The organism is Arthrobacter sp. ISL-69 (assembly GCF_018613775.1).
Lineage (GTDB): Bacteria > Actinomycetota > Actinomycetes > Actinomycetales > Micrococcaceae > Arthrobacter.
In genome coordinates, this window is sequence record NZ_JAGGPO010000013.1 from 25,274 (window position 1) to 43,339 (window position 18,066).

Here is an 18,066-nt window from a genome sequence, read left to right on the forward strand (position 1 = left end):
CCCGTTTTCAGTAACCGGGACCGACGCTGGTAGGCTGGTCCACGATACCTTGGCGAGGGAGAGCGTTCTCCGTTATCGACTGGGTCTGAATCTCCCTTCTTGAAGGGCCGGCCACGGGCCGCCCGGCGTTGAAGGTCGCAAACAGACCTCCGCCCTTGCTGAACACCGTTTAGATTTCAAGGAGATTTACATGTCTGAGCAGAAGCTCGCAGCAGAAGTACGCACCGAATTTGGCAAGGGCTTCGCCCGCCGCGCACGGATGTCCAACCTCATCCCGGCCGTCATCTACGGCCACGGCGCAGAGCCGATCCACATCACCCTGCCGGCCAAGGCCACCACGCTGGCCGTCCGCGCTGCCAACGCCCTGCTCACCCTGGACATCAACGGCGAACAGCACCTCGCGCTGGTCAAGGACATCCAGCGCAACCCGATCAAGCAGATCATCGAGCACATTGACCTCCTGACCGTCCGCACCGGCGAGAAGGTCACCGTGGACGTTCCCGTCCACCTGACCGGCGAGCTTGCCCCGGGCAACGTCTACAACCAGGAAATGACGGTCGTCTCCCTCGAAGCCGAGGCAACGCACCTGCCCACCGCCGTCGAGGTCAGCATCGAAGGCCGCGCCGCCGGCGAGCACATCCACGCGTCCGACCTGGTCCTGCCGAAGGGCTCCGTCCTGCTGGCCGACGCCGAGGCTCTCGTCGTTCACATCTCCGAGGCCACTGAGGTTTCTGAGGAAGAGGCTTCGGCCGACACCACGGAAGGATCCTCGGCCGCCGAGTAGTTCCGAGGAATTCTCCGGTGGCCGGGTCCCTGGCGGGGCCCGGCCACTGCCGTCTTAAAAGCCCTCCAGCACCAAACCCTCAGCCGCAATGGGGCACGCCCGGCACAACCGGCGCACTGCCTTAGCGGCCGGACCCGGACCACTCTAGGATTGACGCATGACTGACACCTGGCTGATCGTAGGCCTTGGCAACCCCGGCACCGAATACAGCAACAACCGGCACAACGTCGGCCAGATGGTGCTGGACGAACTGGCGCGGCGGGTAGGGGGCAGCTTCAAAGTGCACAAGGCGCGCGCCCACGTGCTGGAGGGCCGGCTCGGCATCGGCGGACCCCGCGTGGTGCTGGCCAAGCCGATGAGCTACATGAATGTCTCCGGCGGTCCCGTGTCCGCGCTGGCGAAGTTTTACGACATCGATCCGGAGCGCGTGGTGGCGGTCCACGACGAGATCGACATTCCCTTTAATACTGTCAAGCTGAAAGTCGGCGGGGGCGAAGGCGGACACAACGGCCTGCGCGACATTTCGAAGGCCCTGGCCACCAAGGACTACCTGCGGGTCCGCGTCGGGGTGGGACGCCCGCCGGGCAGGATGGACACTGCGGACTACGTCCTCAAGGACTTCGCCACCGCCGAGAAAAAGGAGCTCCCGTTCCTCCTGGATGACGCCGCGGATGCGGTGGAGACCGTGGTCAAGGACGGGCTGCCGGCCGCACAGCAGAAATATCACACTGCAGTTCAGTAACTTTCCCATGCACCCGGACCTAATGGCGGTAATGTGCGGGTGGGGGACACGCTCCGGTTAGTACCTGGCAATTGGTTAACCAAGTCAATTAAGTCGCCTAATTGTTTAGTCATATCTGCTATGGTAATTTTCACATTGAAGGTCTTGTTGCCTGGTTTGGCGGCATCGGAAAGCTAAAAACCCGACGGCTCAGCCAAGTCGCATCAGCTGGAGCCACGAAGGTAGCGTGATCGATCGTGCTTGCATCACACGGCTCTGAACATGGGGGGCTACTGGAGACTGAACGCCGGGGCATGGGCGCCTCAGAGCGTCGTAAGTGGTCGTCCCTGGTGCGGCAGGATGTCCAGGCAACCGTTGTTTCCATCCTCGAGGAAAGCGACCTTCACGGCGTCGTCGTGGTCGGCGCCCAGGGCGTCGGAAAATCCACCTTCACACGGGCTGTCGAAGCCAAACTGGCGGGAAAGACACACGTCATCCACCTGCACGGGACGTCGACTGATCCTGCCATTCCTTTCGGCCAGTTGGCGTTTCTGGTGGCCCGGCTGCCCGGCCACGCGCTCGATTCACCGGGTGGAATTGTCCACGGCATTTCCAGGCTAATCCGCGAGGACGCCGCCGGACGACCCGTCCTCGTCGTGCTGGAGGACCTGCCGGCGATCGACAGCATGAGCACTGCCGTCCTTATGCACCTCATCCTGAGCGGCGCCGCAAAGCTCATCGTCACCGTCCGGAATGTCACGGACATGCCCGAAGACCTGATCCGGCTCCTCCGCAACAATTCACTGGAGGAAGTGCGGCTCGAGGTTTTCTCCCGTCCGGAAGTGAGCAAATTGCTTGCCGGAGTTTTGGGGCGCCCTGTAACCGCCACAGCCGCCAGCTCGCTCTATGCGGCGAGCGGCGGAAACCCACTGGTGCTGCAGGCCATCGTTATTGAACAATTGCGTTCGGGCAACCTCCACCTGGCCGGAAAAGTCTGGGCGCTCAGGGGGGAAATCAACCTTGCGGAAGCCGACGCCCTGGTGGATCTCGTCAGGTCGAGGCTGGCAAGGGAGTCGCCAAAGGTCAGGGAGGGGCTGGAATGGCTTGCCCTGATCCGCCGCGTGCCGTTGTTTGTCCTCCTGGATGTCCTGGATCCCGCCGTCGTCGCGGATCTGGAGAAGGCCGGCTACCTGCAGGTCGGCGAGACAGGGCGGCGCTGGGTCAGCCTGAAGGACGACTACGTCGGCGAAGTCATCCGGGGCTGGATGGACCTTCCGCGGCGCAAGGAACTGCACCAGCTGGTGGCGAGGGTTGTGGGAGCCACCCCGGCGGAGATGGACGTCGAAGAACTCCTAGGCTACGTGGCCTGGACGCTCGATTGCGGCGAACCCGTGGAGCCGGCCTTTGCGCTGGCCGCGGCTGTGGCGGCAAACCGGCTTTTCGACCCAATGTTCGCCTTGGAGGCCCTGGCCCAGATCCGCGTTGAAGACCCGCACTGGGCCGAGGCAGCCCAGCAGCGGGCGGCCGCCTATATGACACTGGCAGAGCACGAATCCGCCGTGACCGTCCTGGAGGAAGTCACCCCCGAACAGCTTTCCGAGCTTCCGGCCGCCGCCTACGCCAACTACATCCTGGATTTCTGCAGTTCGCTGCTCTGGGTCCACGGCGGATACAGCCGGATCGGCGGCATCCTGTCCACGGCACGACACGAACTGGCCCGTCGGGAGCGGGCATCAATCGGCAATGAAACAGCAGCCGACTTTGCACGATCCTATGAGCTGATCAGGCTCGCCGAATTCGAACAGTTGGTCCACCAGGGGGACTACGAGGCTGTTGCCGAAGACCTGGAGCGGGCCTACAAAGAAGACGGCGACCCGCTGTATGTCCTGAACTGCGCCTGCCTGCTGACCATGGCCTGGGCGGTCCTGGGCAGGGAAGCGGACGCAATGGCCCTGGCTGCCGAGATCCAGCAAAGGATGGAGCAGTCCAACGTAGTGCCCGGCATGCTGAGCTGGCGGGCGGAAGGCCTGTTCGCCGCCCTCCTTTGCAGCGGCCAATGGGAGGACTGCGTCAGGATACTCACCGAGGCCCTGGACCAGAAGCCGAAAATCATGCAGTACCTCGGCGGAGCCGCCGAACTCGCACTCGGTGTGGCCTACACCTACGCCGGAAGGGCCGACCTCGCCATTGACACGCTGCTGGGTGCCCAGGCGCAGCTGGAAATCAGGCGGAGCTACTACGGGCCGTCCCTGGCCTGCTCGGCACTCGCCTTCGCCTATGCCCAGGCCGGTGACGTCCAGGAGTCGCGCAATTTCCTGGACCTGGCCGCGCAGGAGGAGCAGCACGTCGCCTGGTTTACTTCGTGGATGACCGACTTCTGCGTCCGGATGGCCAGGCGGTGGCTCAAGGATCCGGGAGCCAAGCAGAAGCTGATCGAGTCGGCCCACGAAGACATTTCCAAAGGGCGGACAACCACTGCCTCCATCAGCCTGTTCGGTGCTACCGTGCATGGAACGGAGGAAGAACTGGCCCTGTTGATCGAAATTTCCTCCCGCCGGCAAGGAAAAATGGCCAGCGTCAACCGTCTGGTCGGGGAGGGGAGCAGAAAGAAGGACTCCAAGGTACTGCTTCAGGCGGCGTCCCTGGCCCAGGAGCTCCACCTCGATGTTGTGGAGTCGCGGTGCGTGGTGCTGGCGCTGGACATTGCCAGGGAAAAGGGAGATTCCCAGTCCGCCCGGGCGGCCCAGCATCGTCTGGATCGGCTCGTGGAGACCCTGCCGGTGCTGCCGCTGATGCCGCATACAGTAGGACCGGAATTGACCGAAAGGGAACGGCAGGTTGCCAGGATGGCCAGTCAGGGGTTGAGCAACAAGGAGGTTGCCAACCGGCTGCAGCTTTCCATACGAACTGTGGAAGGCCATCTCTACCAAATCTTCACGAAAATGGGGATTTCATCGAGGAGTGAGCTTGAAGGATCCGCTCAAGTCTGATGGGAAGGCTTCGGCACGGCCGCGCGCAGGGACCCAGCGTCAGAATGCTGGTGAGCCGTGGATAGACCGGGGGGACATGCTGTCATCAGTGCAGGACGCCCTTGCCACGGATGACTGCTGGGCTGTTTTCGTCGTTGGCGACGCCGGGCTGGGAGCGTCCTCGCTGCTGGGGCAATTGAACAACGGAGGAAACGGCCGGACAGCAATCATGACCGTCCACGGGAGCCCCTCACTGGCACCCGTTCCCTACGGGGCGCTGTCCCCGTACCTGTCTGATCTCTCCGTTGAGGATGTCACGTCAAAGGTGGCCGTGCTGCGGGCACTGTGGGCGTACCTCGAAGGTGCCAGGAAGAATCCCGGACCCGCCTTGCTGCTGGTTGATGATGCCCACGATCTCGATACCGCCACGGCCGAGATGATCTCCGAACTGGTCCAGGCAGGTTGGGCCAAGCTCGTGGCCACCTGCATTCCGAAGCCCGGCATACCCCAGCCCTTGCTGCGGCTCTGGCACGACGGCACTGCCGAGCGGTTCGATATTGCCCCCCTGACCCTGGACCAGGGGCACCAGCTCTGCGAGGCGCTGCTCGGCGGCAAAGTCCTCAACACCACGTCGCGTGAATTCTGGCAGGAAGCCGGCGGGAACACGCTGCTGCTCAAGACCCTGGTCCGTGAAGCCCAGCGTTCCGGCGACCTGATCCAGCGGAACGGGGTCTGGCTCAACGCCGGTTCCTCGCGTGTCCGCACCCTGGAACTCACCGCCGTCGTCAAGGTCCAGCTCATGCGCATCTCGGCCGACGGCCGGGAGGCCCTGAACCTCATCGCCCTCGCGGAACCGGTGGACAGGACCCTTGTCGGCGAAATCGCGGGTGAACCGGCCGTCAAAGAACTGCTGGACCAGCGGCTGGTGGTCCAGTCCGTGGACAGCGAACCAACGCTTCGGCTGGTCAGCCCGGTCTACGGCGAAGTGCTGCGCAGGATCGTTCCCGCGGCCCGCAGCCTCCAGCTGCACCGGGAGCTCGTGTCCCGCATGGAGGTCTCCGCGGACAAACCGGAGTCACTGCTCCGCATGGTGTCCTGGTCCCTGGACTGCGGCGCCGAAGTGCCCGGCCGGCTCCTCATCCGCGCCGCTGTCCTTGCCTGCAAGCTCTTCCAAAGCGAGACGGCCCTTCGCATCGCCTGGGCCGTCCGGGACCCCGAACTGCAGCAGACTGCCCGGGCCGTGATGGCCCGGTCGCATTACAACCTCGGGCACTACGACGAAGCCGCGGCCCTGTTGAACGTCAATGTGGACGCCGGCAGCGGGCTCACGCACATGGTCGTCAACAGCCTCCTGAGGTCGGCCACTCGGACCGCGCTCGGGCACCCTGCCTCGGAAATTGCGGACGATGCCCGCAGGCTCCGTCAATGGGGCGACGAAGAGGCCGCGGCCAACCCCGCGGACGCACCCGGGATTCTCGCGGCTACGGCGCGCCGGGCAACCTTGGTGGAACTGATGGCGTATTCACTGTTGGGCGACTACCGGCAGATGGGCCCCATGCTGGAGGAACTCCTGGAATCCGGCGTTTCGGCGGCCGAACCCGACGGCGCCCTCACCAGGTCGATGGCGCTGGCCCTGCAGGCCGAGCGGCTGTGCGCGCTGGGGTACCCGCTGCAGGGGCGCCAGCTCGCCATGGATGCTTTCGGCCAGGCCCAGCCTCCCGATAACGACATCTTCTTCCTCCCCGAGTTCATCGTGGTCCGGCTCGTCGCCTGCGACCTCGCCGCCGGGGACTGGGCGGAGGCGCAGGAGCTCCTGGCGGGCTATGCGGATACGTCGTTCGGTTCCGCCATGGTTTCCTTCAGTGGTGCCGCCTATGTCGTGATGGGATACATAGCTGTCCGGCAGGGAAAACTTGCCGACGCCCTGGAGCTGCTGACCACGGGACTCGAGGCCCTTCGTGACAGCGATCCCCAGCAGATGTTCCGCCTTTGCGCCGCCATGGCCTACTACGTCGCGGCCACCCAGGGCGGCAACGCGGAGGCCGACAGGCTGAGGCAGGACTACGAGGCCTGGGGCGAGCGCGGCATGCACCTGGTGACGGCATTTGCCCGTGATTTCCTGGCTGCCGGGGACGAACAGCTGCGCGGCGACGGCAGTGGAATCGAGGCCCTGCACAGGAGTGCGGAGGAGGCTGCGCAACAGGACGCCCGTTACCTGGAACTGAATGCCCTGGCCATGGCGCTGGCGCTGGGCGACACCACCAGGCTGGAACGGCTGGCTGTCGTCGCCGGCGCAGTGGAGGGCCCCTGGGCAGGCGCCCTGGCCGACTACTGTTCCGCACTTTCGGACGGCAGCGCGGAACAGCACCTCCGAGCGGGGGACGCCCTTTATGCTGCTTCTGTCTTCCAACTCGCGTCCGACGCCTACTCGGCCGCCCTGGCGTCGTTGGACCGCAGTCGGAACCGGGAACTGGCGGCCATGGCACGCGCCGGCATTGCCCGGTGCAACGAAGAGCTGGGCCATGCGGGCAGCGAGGCCCAGCCGGACACCGTGGTACCTATCCTGACCAAGCGTGAGCGGAACATTGTGGGACTGGCAGCCACCGGACTCAGCGACCGCATGATCGCGGACAAGCTGCAGATCTCCGTTCGCACGGTGGAGGGCCACCTGTACCGGTGCTACCTGAAGCTCGGCATCGCCGGACGTGACGAGTTGGCCGCGGCCGCCGGGCTCGCTGACGATGCAGAGATTCGGGCCAACCGATCACCCGGGAAATGAGTACCTGGACCGCCGGGCACTACTCGGCGGTGGTGCCGGGCCGGCACCGCCTCAGCGACTTGTTAACTATTCCGACGCCGCGAAGGCGCTGATTTGGCCGCGTTGTAGCGGCTTGCTGCCGCCCTGCGTAACCGGACAGGGCAATCGGGGGTACTTGCCTTGCAAGTACAGGTATGAGTAACGGGCAAAATCGAGTACTCACTACTGGTGCCCGCGGGCGTCCCAGCTGGTTAATTTGGGGTACCAGAAATCGCTCATAAATACAGAGGTCTCACTCATGCTGATAGCCGATAATGTGGCCAGGACACACGCCACCAGATCCGCCGGAATGACACGGGGCGCCGCATGGCCTTTGATCGGTCGGAAGCAGGCTATCAGCGACATTACCAGTGCCTTGGCCGAGTCCACCGGGGGAGTCCTGGTGACCGGATCCTCGGGCACCGGGAAGACCTTCCTCACCACCCACGCCCTCAAACAGTTCCGCGACGATTCCCTGGTAGTGACGCTCCGGTGCAGCGCGGCCCTCTCCCGCTCACCCTACGGCGCGCTCAACATGCTGTTGAGCGACCTCGAGCCCGGGTATCTGAACCACCCCGTGCTGGTCCTGTCCGGGCTCATGCGGCTCCTGCGGGAGCGCGCCAACGGGAAGACCGTCTACCTCTTTGTCGACAATGCCGGCGAAGCTGACGAACTGACGGCCGTGACAATCGCCCAGCTGGCACGAAACCGCGCCGTTCGCCTGGTCCTGACGTGTTCAGACCCGCTGCGGCTCTCGGCGGAGATCTCAGGACTCTGCGACGGCGGGTTCCTTACGCGCATAAACCTCGAACCGCTGTCCTTCCGCGAGGCTGTCAGCTGGCTGGAAGAAGGCCTCAGCGCCAAGGTCTCGCACTCCGCCGTCCAATCGCTGTGGGCGGCCAGCGACGGCAACCCGCACTACCTGAAGATGCTTGCGATGGAGCTCGCCGATTCGGGCTCACTGGTTGTGCGGGACGGCGTCTGGGTCCTGACAGCGGAACACCACGTTCACGGACGGGCGATCACTGACCTGATCGCCACCCGGCTGGGGCGCATGGGCGAGGCTGACCGGCGAATCCTGGAAATCCTGTCGCTGGCGGAGACGCTGCCCCTGGACACCTTGCTCACACTTGTCGATGCCGATGATGTGGACGCCCTCGAGGAGCGCGGGGTCCTGGCGGTCGAGGACTCCCTGCCCCGCCGCGTCAGGATACAGAGCCAACTGGTCGCCGATGTGGTGCGGGAAAATGTCCCGCCGGGCCGGAGTAACGATCTCCGCGAAATGGTCCTCTCGGCTGCGGCGCCTTCCCTTCGGACGCCCGCCACGGAACTGCCGTTCGCGGTCTGGGCCCTTGATTGCGGCGCAGTGTTGTCGACGGACGAGTCCCTCTCTGCGGCACGCCTGGCCAACAGACGCCTGGATGCGCCCTTGGCGCTTCGGTTTGTCCGCACTATCAAGGGACACGAGGAGCTGGCCGGAGCGGTCACCGAGGAGGTCACGGCGCTGATGACGCTCGGCGAGGTGGAGGAGGCCCTGGCCGTGGTCCGCCGACATCGCGAGGTGTCCCGGGGGAACCCCGCGCTCGCGGAATGGATCGGGCTTCTCCTGGCAGAGAGCTCGGTGTTCCTCGCCACCCGGGATGCCTGGCAGGAAGCACCTGATTCCTTGGCCCGGGCACGGAAGGTACTTTACGAGGACTCAACAGGTCCGGTCGCCGAGATGTCGGCACCGGACCTCAGGCGTATCCGGGAACAGCTGACGCTGGCCGAAGCCGAAGCAGCCAGCTACGCCGGAACCTACCGGGAAATGGCTGCCAGCCTTGCCGAGGCCCTCGACAACGTTGAATTCCACAGCGCGGAATTCCGGCTCCAGGCAGGCAGCTGGCTGTGTGAAGCCTGGGCTGTGACGGGGCGCCAGTCCGATGCCGCCGAGCTCGCCGAACAGCTGAAGCTGCAGTGCCTGCGGCCGGAAATCCCGGTTGCCATCGCGCAGTCGGTGATCTCCCGGCTGCGGTTCGCCTACCTGGTGGCCGGCCGATGGGACGAGGCGACGGAGACGCTGCCCACCGAGGATTGGCTCCCGTCGTCCGTGGTCTACCGGCGGTTCAGCGCTACCGAAGTGCCGGAGGCGATCTGTGCCTGCATGCAGGGCCGCGGACGCGACGGACTGGACCTGCTCGTTCCCGGCATCAGCCAGCTGCGGATCCAGGACACCGACGGCATCCTCACGCTCGCCTGTGCGGCGGCGGCCTACGCCTCGGCGCTGCAGGGTGAGCGTGAACAGGCACTTGGCTTCCTGGCAGAGACAGCCTCCGGCGCCAGGCGGAAAACATGGAAGGTATCCAGGGCGGAGGGGTATTTCACGGCGCTGGCGCGGGCGGAGCTGGACGGCCCGCGGACGGGAATTGCGCAGCTGCTGCGCCTGGCAGACGAGGACCGCGCCACGGGCACGGTGGGGCATGAGCTGCTGTGCCTGAGCTCGGCCGTCCGGCTGGGAGAAACCGCTGCGGCACCGCGGCTGCTGGATGCTGCATCAAACAGCCAGGGGCCCTTTGCGGAACTGTGCGCGCAGTACGCGCGGGGGGTCATGTCCGGCGGAGCCGACGAACTCATGGCGGCCGCCAACCTCGCAGCCCGGCTGCACAATGACAGGTTTGCCCTGGACATCGCCGAGTCGGTCCTGAACCTCGACCAGGCACGGCTCGAGAGGAGCCTGATCCGGCAGGCCAAGCACCTGGCGGAAACCTGCCGCAGGAGGTTGCGGACGCCCCAGGACGGCAACCACGACAGGCTCACACTGACCCCACGCGAACTCCAAATAGCACAGCTGGCTGCCGCCGGAGCGAGCAATAAGAGCATCGCGGCCCAGCTGCACGTTTCGGTAAGGACGGTAGAGGGCCACCTCTACCAGATCTACGGCAAGCTAAAAATCGAAGAGCGCTTGGAGCTTCCGGTAGCCCTTGGCAGTACAGGAGATGACTAGCCATGACTGAAACCACCCTTACGGCAGAGCGGCTGATCGGGCGCTTCGGCATGGTTGCCTCGGTTGTTGATTGCCTGCTGGACGCCAACGGACCGGGCGCCCTCATCCTCGGCGACGCCGGCATCGGCAAGACGGCGCTCACCAACGAGGTGCTCTTTGAACTGGGCAGCCGTGTCCGTCCCTTCTACGTCTATGCGGGGCCGTCGCTCTCCGAAGTTCCCTACGCAGCCCTTGCCCCCTTGCTGACCGCGCTGACACCCGGCCAGACGGACCAGCCCCGCGCCGTGCTTAAGGCGCTCGTAACGGAACTCAATCCGGACGGTCTGAGGGATCAATCGCAGGCCGTGCTGGTGGTCGAGGACGCGCACCACCTGGATGACAGCAGCGCTGCCGTCATAGCGCAACTGGCTGCGGCGGAAGCCGCCAGGGTGGTTCTGTTGTGCCGGCCGCACCCGTCGCCCCCGCCGGAAGTGCTGTCGATGTGGTCGGAAGGCCTGGTTGACCGCTTTGAACTGCAGCCGCTGACCAAAGATGAGGTCGACGAGCTCTGCACCCGGGCACTGGGTTCGCCGCTGGTGCCCAGTGCAAGCGCGGTCCTTTTCAGGTCGTCCGGCGGGAACCCGATGTTCCTGCTGGAACTGCTAGCCCACGCCAGGAGCCGCGGCAATCTGTTGCGGCGCAATGACACCTGGGTGCTCCTGGGCGAGCCCGGAGCAGCCACCGTCCGGCTGATGGACCTGGTCAGGAACCAGATCATGCAGTTGAACCCCGACCAGCGCCAGGCCCTGGAATCAGTGGCACTTGCCGAAGCGATCCCCTTGAGCGTCCTGCAGCGCGCCAGCGACAGCCGGGCCGTCGATGAACTCAAGGAGCTCCAGTTCATCGCGATTTCCGCGGACCCCGCCAGGCACGTCCGCCTGGCGCAACCGCTGATCGGCGAGGTGATCAGGCAGCTGGTACCGACTGCCCGCAGCGTGACCATCCGACGGCGGATCGTAGACCTTCTGGACTCGCGGCCGGAGACACTGGACGGCAGGCTGAGGCACGTCACCTGGGCCCTGGAGTCCGGAGCAACCGTTCCCGACGCCGACATCCTGGAGGCCGCGCAGTTGGCGAACCGCCTTTTCATCCCCGAGTACGTGGAACGGGTGGTGGGCGCCATCAGGGAGCCGTCCGTGAAGCTCGCAGCGCAAGTGGAACTTGCCCGCGCCAAGCTGTACGGCCGGGATCCGCTGGGAGCCAGCCTGTGCCTCGAAGGCGTAGTGGAACAAGCTACCGATCTGCGGACGGTCCGGCAGGCTTCCATGCTGGCGGCCCAGCTGGCCGCGGGCCAGCGCAACGGACCGGAGGCTGTGCTCCGCGCCGCCGATGCGTGGGCGGAAGCCGTCTCGAGGCTGGAAGAGGCCCATCCGGAGTTCGACGCGAAGGAGCTTGAGACGGCGCGGCTGGGCAGCCGGCTGCTGGCCCTGGAGGGCTACCAGGCGGCTGGACGCCACGTGGAAGCAGAGCCGGAACTGCAGGATATCTGGGAGTCCACGGACGACGACGAGTCCCGGCTGCTGGCCGGAACGCTGCTGGCAGAGTCGCTGGCACTCACGGGACGTGCCGTTTCGGCACTCCAGGTGGTGATGGTGGTCGAGGACATCCTTGCCGCCAGCGGTGACCGGCGCCTTGAGTACGCCGAGTTCGTGATGCGGCGCTACCTGCTGGCGCTGCTCCATGCCGGGGAACTCGACGTCCTGGATGACTACCTGCAGAACCACATCGCCCAGGCCTCCAACTCGCTGATCTACTTTGGCGGGATGTTGCACCTGGCGGCCGGGAACGCAGACCTGCGGCGGGGCACCATCGGGGCGGCCCTGCCAAAACTGAGCCAGGCCGCAGAAGTGCTGCGCCTTTCCGATGCCGGCGGCGACTTGCCCGATGCCCTTGCGGCCACCGCCTATGCAGCATCCATCCTCAACCGGACGGACACCGCCAAAGCCCATGCCGACGCCTACGACGCGCTGCTTTCGGACCACCGCCATGCCTCGCTGCTGGGGCGGGCCTACGCCGTGGCGGCACGGGCCGAACGCGTCGGAGTCCAGGCTGCCGCATCAAAGCTGATGGTCCTCGCCGATGCCGCCGAAGCCTCCGGTTTCCTCAGTTATGAGGTGGAGATCCTCTCCCTGGTGCTCCGGCTGGGTGATTTGTCCGTGGTGCCGCGCCTCGCCGCCGCAGCGGAGGGCTGCGAAGGCCGCAGTGCGGAATTTATGGCGGCGTACTGCCGTGCTCTCGCCGCCAAGGACGTCAACCGGCTTGTGGAAATGAGCGACGCCGCCGCACGGGACGGGCTGGACCTGGCCGCTGCGGAATGCGCTGCCCACGCCCTGCGGATCCTGGAGACCAGGGGTGACAAGCCCCGGCAGTTCGAGGCCCAGAAGCTCGTCAAGCAGCGCAATGCGGCACTCAACAAGACCGGGTCATCGGCCGCTGAGATTCCGCCGGACCTGCACAAGCTGACGCGGCGCGAGCAGGAAATCGCAGCCCTGGTCCAGGCCGGTGCGAGCAACCGTGAGATCGCGCTGCAGCTCGGGCTTTCACTCCGGACGGTGGAAGGGCATCTGTACCGGATGTTCGCGAAACTCGGCATCAGCCATCGGGAAGACCTGGCGATGGTTGCCTACGGTGCCCGCCACGCCGGATTGCCCGGCACCGCGTAGTTACGCCATCTCCAAGCCACACGGCAGCGGCCCGGACCGGGTGCGCTCCGACATCGGCTTCCGGCTGCCGGGCCAGCACCAGAGCGGCTGCCCGGGGCCGTAGTCGAGCCGCCGGCTACCCGTTGAAATCCGCCTGTGCGCCGAAAACGGAGCTTCCACTCATTTCGTGCTGCCCGCAAACGAGTACTGATGCGAGTAGTGGGGGCGGGCCGGGCGCGTACCACCCTGTTCCGGTCAGTGATGCACCCGCAAAGACGGGTAGAGCCCACTCGCGCCCCGGCAGGTGGTTGGTTAATACGCTGTAGCTTGTTGGGCCGCAGGCAAATATTGGGGAAAGAAGTGGGTCTCTAAATGCATCAATCAGCTGACACTTGGCTTTCGGAATTTCATGTGGCAATCCACCTGGAACGATCCTCCAGGGCGACCAGCATCCCGCTAACGGCGGGTACCCCATTCGAGCCGGCGACGATCCGGGCAGCGTCTTCTGAGACCGGGATCTGCCAGTCTTCGTCGCCGGCTTTCTTACAAACGGGACAAATCGAATACCGGGAGGTCGGTTTAGCATGACACCGAACACCAAGCTAAAAACCCATAAGGCACCGCTGACCCGGGCAGCACTTCCTCCACTGCTTGAGGATTCCCGGGAATGGCCGGAAAACGGAGCCGGAGCGCCTGAACCGGCGGCGGACGCCGTTGAGTCACAGGCCCCGGAGAGCGAAACCGCTGCCCAGGATCTCACGTTCACGTTCGACGTCGCGATTGTCGGGCTGGGCTACGTCGGCCTGCCGACCGCCCTCGCCATCAACGCTTCAGGACGGCGTGTCCTGGGACTGGATGTGTCCGAGAACAGGCTGGCGGTGATCCGGTCCCAGCAGGCAGACCTGCTCGACTCGGACAAGGTCCGCCTCAACAGCGCCCTCGAGGATCCGTCCTTCATGATCAGCACGGACCTGTCCCTGCTGGCCCGGGCAGCAGCAGTTGTTGTTTGTGTTCCCACCCCGGTGGATCCCTACTTGGTGCCGGATCTCGGGATTCTCCGGGCGGCGTGTGCTTCGGTGGTCGAATTCGCGGTTGCGGGCCAGCTGCTGATGCTGACGTCCACCACCTACGTGGGCTCAACGAGGGACCTTCTGGCCGTTCCGCTGGCTGCCAAGGGCCTTATCCCCGGCAGGGATGTGTTTGTGGCCTTCTCGCCGGAGCGCATCAATCCCGGCGTGGACGCTTTCTCACACGAAGACGTGCCGCGGGTGGTGGGCGGAGTCACGCCGGCCTGCGGTGAAGCCGCGGAGGCGCTGCTCCAGGCGAGCACCAAGCTGGTGCACGTGGTGCCGTCAGCAGATGTGGCAGAGATGACCAAGCTCGTCGAAAACACCTTCCGGGCAGTGAACATCGCCTTGGCCAACGAGTTCGCGGACATTTGCCACGGGCTGGGCATGGAGGTCATGGACGTGATTGATGCGGCCTCGACCAAGCCCTACGGCTTTATGCCGTTCACCCCCGGCCCGGGCGTCGGCGGCCACTGTATCCCGTGCGACCCGCACTACCTGCTCTGGCAGCTGCGGAAAGCCAGGGTCACGGCTCCCGTCATCGAGCACGCCATGGCCGGCATCGCCGGAAGGCCCCACCAGGTGGTGGAAAAGGCGCGCCGCATCCTGTCGGATCGGAACCACGGAATCTCCGGCGCCCGCGTCCTGGTGCTTGGCGTGGCCTACAAGCCCGATGTCGAGGACCTGCGCGAATCTCCGGCACTGGAAATCATCGCCGCAATGATCGCCGACGGCGCAGACGTGGCGTATCACGATCCGTGGTGCCCCACCGCTCCGGACGGCCAGGGCGGTGCGCTGGAGTCCTTGGAGGATCCGTCGGTTTGGGACGCAGACCTGGTGATCCTTCACACGAGGCACGCCGCCATGGATATCGACTGGCTGCGTGAAGCGCCCGCCGTCCTTGACACCACCTACCGGCTGCCCGCCGGCACAAACGTCACCCGGTTGTGATTCCAGCGGCCTCGTTGGCCTTCAGAAGAAAGTAGGAGAAGTGAAAACAGCAATCACCGGCGGAGCCGGCTTTATCGGGAGCCATCTCGTGGAGCACCTCCTCGCGGCCGGCGACAAAGTCACGGTGTTGGATGACCTCTCTACCGGCCGCCTGGAAAACCTCAGGACCGTGATCGGCCACCGGGATTTTCATTTCGTCGAGGGCAGCATCCTCGACCGCGCCGCAGTGGATCGGGTGGTGGCCGGCGCTGACCGGGTCTTCCACCTGGCTGCCGCCGTCGGCGTAAACCTGATCGTGGAGCACCCTCTGGAGAGCCTGCGGACTAATATCCACGGCACTGAAGTGGTGCTGGATGCCGTGCTGGAATCCGGAGCGTCGCTGCTGCTGGCATCCACGAGTGAGATTTACGGCAAGAACACTTCAGACAGCCTGTCGGAGGAATCGGACCGGATCCTTGGCTCGGCCCTCAAGTCGCGGTGGACGTACGCGGCTGCCAAAGGAATCGACGAGGCGTTCGCACACGCCTACTGGCGGCAGTTTGGGCTTCCGGTGGCGATTGTGCGGCTGTTCAACACGGTGGGTCCGAGGCAAACCGGCCGGTACGGAATGGTGGTGCCGCGCCTGGTCAAGCAGGCGATGGCCGGCGAGCCGCTGACCGTTTACGGCGACGGCAATCAGACACGGTGCTTCTCCTACGTGGGCGATATCGTCCCCGCCATCACCAGGATCTCTGAGGAGAAGTCCGCCTACGGCAATGCCTACAACCTGGGCGGCAGCTACGAGATTTCGATCCTTACCCTCGCCCGGAGGATCGTCGAACTGCTGGGCAGCGATAGCCCCATCACGCTGGTGCCCTACGAGACGGCCTACGCCGAGGGGTATGAGGACATGCGTCGCCGTGTACCCAACAACAGCAAAGCGAAGGATCTGGTGGGCTTCGATCCCAAGACCACGCTCGACCAGATCATCCAGAACGTGGCGGCAGACCACCGCCCGGTGAAAGCACCCGATCCGCTCGGGTGGAAAGTCACGATGGCGGCCAACTAGCCGTCCGTGAGGTGCCGCGCCGGACGGGGGGCGGCAACCGTCAAAAGTTATGTGCACCTTCGACGAAAGAGTTGAGTCCCATGACGCTACTGCAACGCTACACTGCGGTCTCAGAGCCCCGGCACAGGGCTGAACGTCCACCCGGCCGGCGGAAGTCCCGCTGGCTGGCCGCTTCCACAACGGTGGCCCTGGCTGCCTCCCTGATGGGGCTCACCGCCCCCGCCGCCAATGCGGTCGGCGAGACTGTCGTGACGCTGACGTTCGACGACGCCAACGTAGACCAGGTTGCCGCCGCTGCAACGATCAATTCGCTGGGCATGCATGGAACGTTCTTCCTGCCGTCCGGCTTCATGAACAGGCCGAACTACATGACCACGACTGATGCCCAGGCCCTGCAGGCAGCCGGCAATGAGATCGGCGGGCACAGCGTCACCCACGCGGACCTGACGGGTGTGGGTACCGATGAGCTCGCACGGCAGATCTGTGGCGACCGTGTCACACTGGCAGGGTATGGCTTGGACATCCAGAACTTCGCCTATCCGTTTGCTGCGTCCAATGCGACTACGGAGGCGGAGGCAGCGGCCTGCGGCTACAACAGCGCACGTGGCCTTGGCGACATCCGGAGCAAGGTTGTGGGTTCGGAGACATTCCCGTTTGCCGAGACACTGCCGCCGGGGAACCTTTACTACACCGGAGCACCCGACCAGCTGGATGAGACCTGGACCCTCGCGGATATCCAGACCCTCGTCACCCAGGCCCAGGCCAACGGCGGCGGCTGGGTACAGCTGACCTTCCACCACGTCGGGACGGGCATCGATCCTTCCTCCGGCGTGAAGGATCCGCTGACCGTCAGCACGGACACGTTTAATCAGTTCGCCACCTGGCTGGCCAACCAGGCAGCCACGAACACCACGAATCCAGTCCAGGTCAAGACGGTCAAGGAAGTCATAGGCGGAACCACCAAGCCACTCGTGGCCGCCCCTCCGCCTCCCGCGCCGCAGACCACCGGAAACCTCATCAAGAATCCCAGCCTTGAAACGCCTGGCCTCGCCGGTGCGATAGTCCCACGGTGCTGGCAGGGTGGCGGTTACGGAACGAACACCAGAACGTTCAGCATCGTTACGCCTGGCCATGCAGGAACTGCCACAGCCGCCGAGCAACTGGTGGTGTCGGGGTACACAAACGGTGACGGCAAGCTGTTGCCCACGCTGGACACAGGGGAGTGCGCCCCCAGCGCCACCCCGGGCCACACCTACCTTGCCAAAGCCTGGTATAAGTCGACCGGCGGGAATACCCAATTCGATCTGCACTACCGGACTTCGACCGGAACGTGGGTGTACTGGACGTCTGGCCCGCTGTATCTGCCCACGAATAATGTTTGGACGCAGGTCACCTACACCACGCCGGCTGTACCGGCTGGTGCAACCGCCATCAGCCTGGGCTTGAACATTATCAACAACGGAACCCTGATCACCGATGACTATGAGCTGTACGACACCGCAGGCGTCAAGACGTTCACGGACATTCCCTCGACGTTCCTCTTCTACAACGAGATCAGCTGGATGGCCAACAACCTGATCACCACCGGATACGCCGATGGCACCTTCAAGCCTGGCCTCACCTTGGACCGCGGCATGATGGCGGCCTTCCTCTACCGCTTTGCCGGCAGCCCCGCTGTACCGGCCGGCGCGCAAAGGTTCCCGGACGTTCCCACCACCCATGATTTCTACAAGGAAATCCAGTGGCTTGCATCCCAGGGCATCACGCAGGGTTTCGCGGACGGCGGCTATCACCCCTACGAGCAGGTCAATCGTGACCAAATGGCGGCGTTCTTGTACCGCATGAACGGAAAGCCGGCGGTGAGCGCAACGGCACCCGTCTTCCCCGACGTCGGGCCCGGTAATGGCTTCTACAACGAAGTGCGTTGGCTGGCGGACATGAAGATCACGCTCGGCTACGCTGATGGCACCTTCAAACCGGGAGCATCCATCAACCGTGACCAGGTGGCTGCGTTCATCTATCGCTACAACCTGAACTTCCCCAAGGGCATGTAGGGCCGCCCGGC

At 64.9% G+C, this 18,066-nt stretch carries 9 protein-coding genes; all 9 read left to right on the forward strand.

What is annotated here, in order from left to right; genetic code table 11:
• Window positions 1–190: 190 nt before the first annotated feature.
• The 9 genes from J7I79_RS09330 to J7I79_RS09370 all read left to right on the forward strand — a co-directional run bounded on the left by J7I79_RS09330 (window position 191) and on the right by J7I79_RS09370 (window position 18,055).
• Window positions 191–784: a 50S ribosomal protein L25/general stress protein Ctc gene (locus J7I79_RS09330; protein WP_214952555.1), complete on the forward strand. Its 594-nt coding sequence runs from the start codon at window positions 191–193 to the stop codon at window positions 782–784.
• Window positions 785–941: 157 nt separating this feature from the next.
• Window positions 942–1,526: an aminoacyl-tRNA hydrolase gene (gene pth / locus J7I79_RS09335; protein ID WP_214952556.1), complete on the forward strand. Its 585-nt coding sequence runs from the start codon at window positions 942–944 to the stop codon at window positions 1,524–1,526.
• Window positions 1,527–1,819: 293 nt separating this feature from the next.
• On the forward strand, window positions 1,820–4,495 hold the full coding sequence (locus J7I79_RS09340) for a LuxR family transcriptional regulator (protein WP_214952557.1): 2,676 nt from the start codon (window positions 1,820–1,822) through the stop codon (window positions 4,493–4,495).
• A 76-nt stretch (window positions 4,496–4,571) separates the two neighbouring features.
• Window positions 4,572–7,253 (forward strand): LuxR family transcriptional regulator, encoded by a 2,682-nt coding sequence (locus J7I79_RS09345; RefSeq protein WP_214952559.1) that lies wholly within the window; start codon window positions 4,572–4,574, stop codon window positions 7,251–7,253.
• Between the two features lie 328 nt (window positions 7,254–7,581).
• The gene (locus J7I79_RS24765) at window positions 7,582–10,254 is read left to right on the forward strand and encodes a LuxR C-terminal-related transcriptional regulator (protein ID WP_396020185.1); all 2,673 of its coding nucleotides are present in this window, start codon (window positions 7,582–7,584) and stop codon (window positions 10,252–10,254) included.
• Between the two features lie 2 nt (window positions 10,255–10,256).
• Window positions 10,257–12,956 (forward strand): LuxR family transcriptional regulator, encoded by a 2,700-nt coding sequence (locus J7I79_RS09355; protein ID WP_214952563.1) that lies wholly within the window; start codon window positions 10,257–10,259, stop codon window positions 12,954–12,956.
• 563 nt (window positions 12,957–13,519) lie between these two features.
• Window positions 13,520–14,953 carry a nucleotide sugar dehydrogenase gene (locus J7I79_RS09360; protein ID WP_214952565.1) on the forward strand — a complete coding sequence of 478 codons (1,434 nt, stop codon included), beginning with the start codon at window positions 13,520–13,522 and terminating at the stop codon, window positions 14,951–14,953.
• A 40-nt stretch (window positions 14,954–14,993) separates the two neighbouring features.
• Window positions 14,994–16,001, forward strand: a complete 1,008-nt coding sequence (locus J7I79_RS09365; RefSeq protein WP_214952567.1) for a GDP-mannose 4,6-dehydratase — start codon at window positions 14,994–14,996, stop codon at window positions 15,999–16,001.
• 80 nt (window positions 16,002–16,081) lie between these two features.
• Window positions 16,082–18,055: an S-layer homology domain-containing protein gene (locus tag J7I79_RS09370; RefSeq protein ID WP_214952569.1), complete on the forward strand. Its 1,974-nt coding sequence runs from the start codon at window positions 16,082–16,084 to the stop codon at window positions 18,053–18,055.
• Window positions 18,056–18,066: the final 11 nt, after the last annotated feature.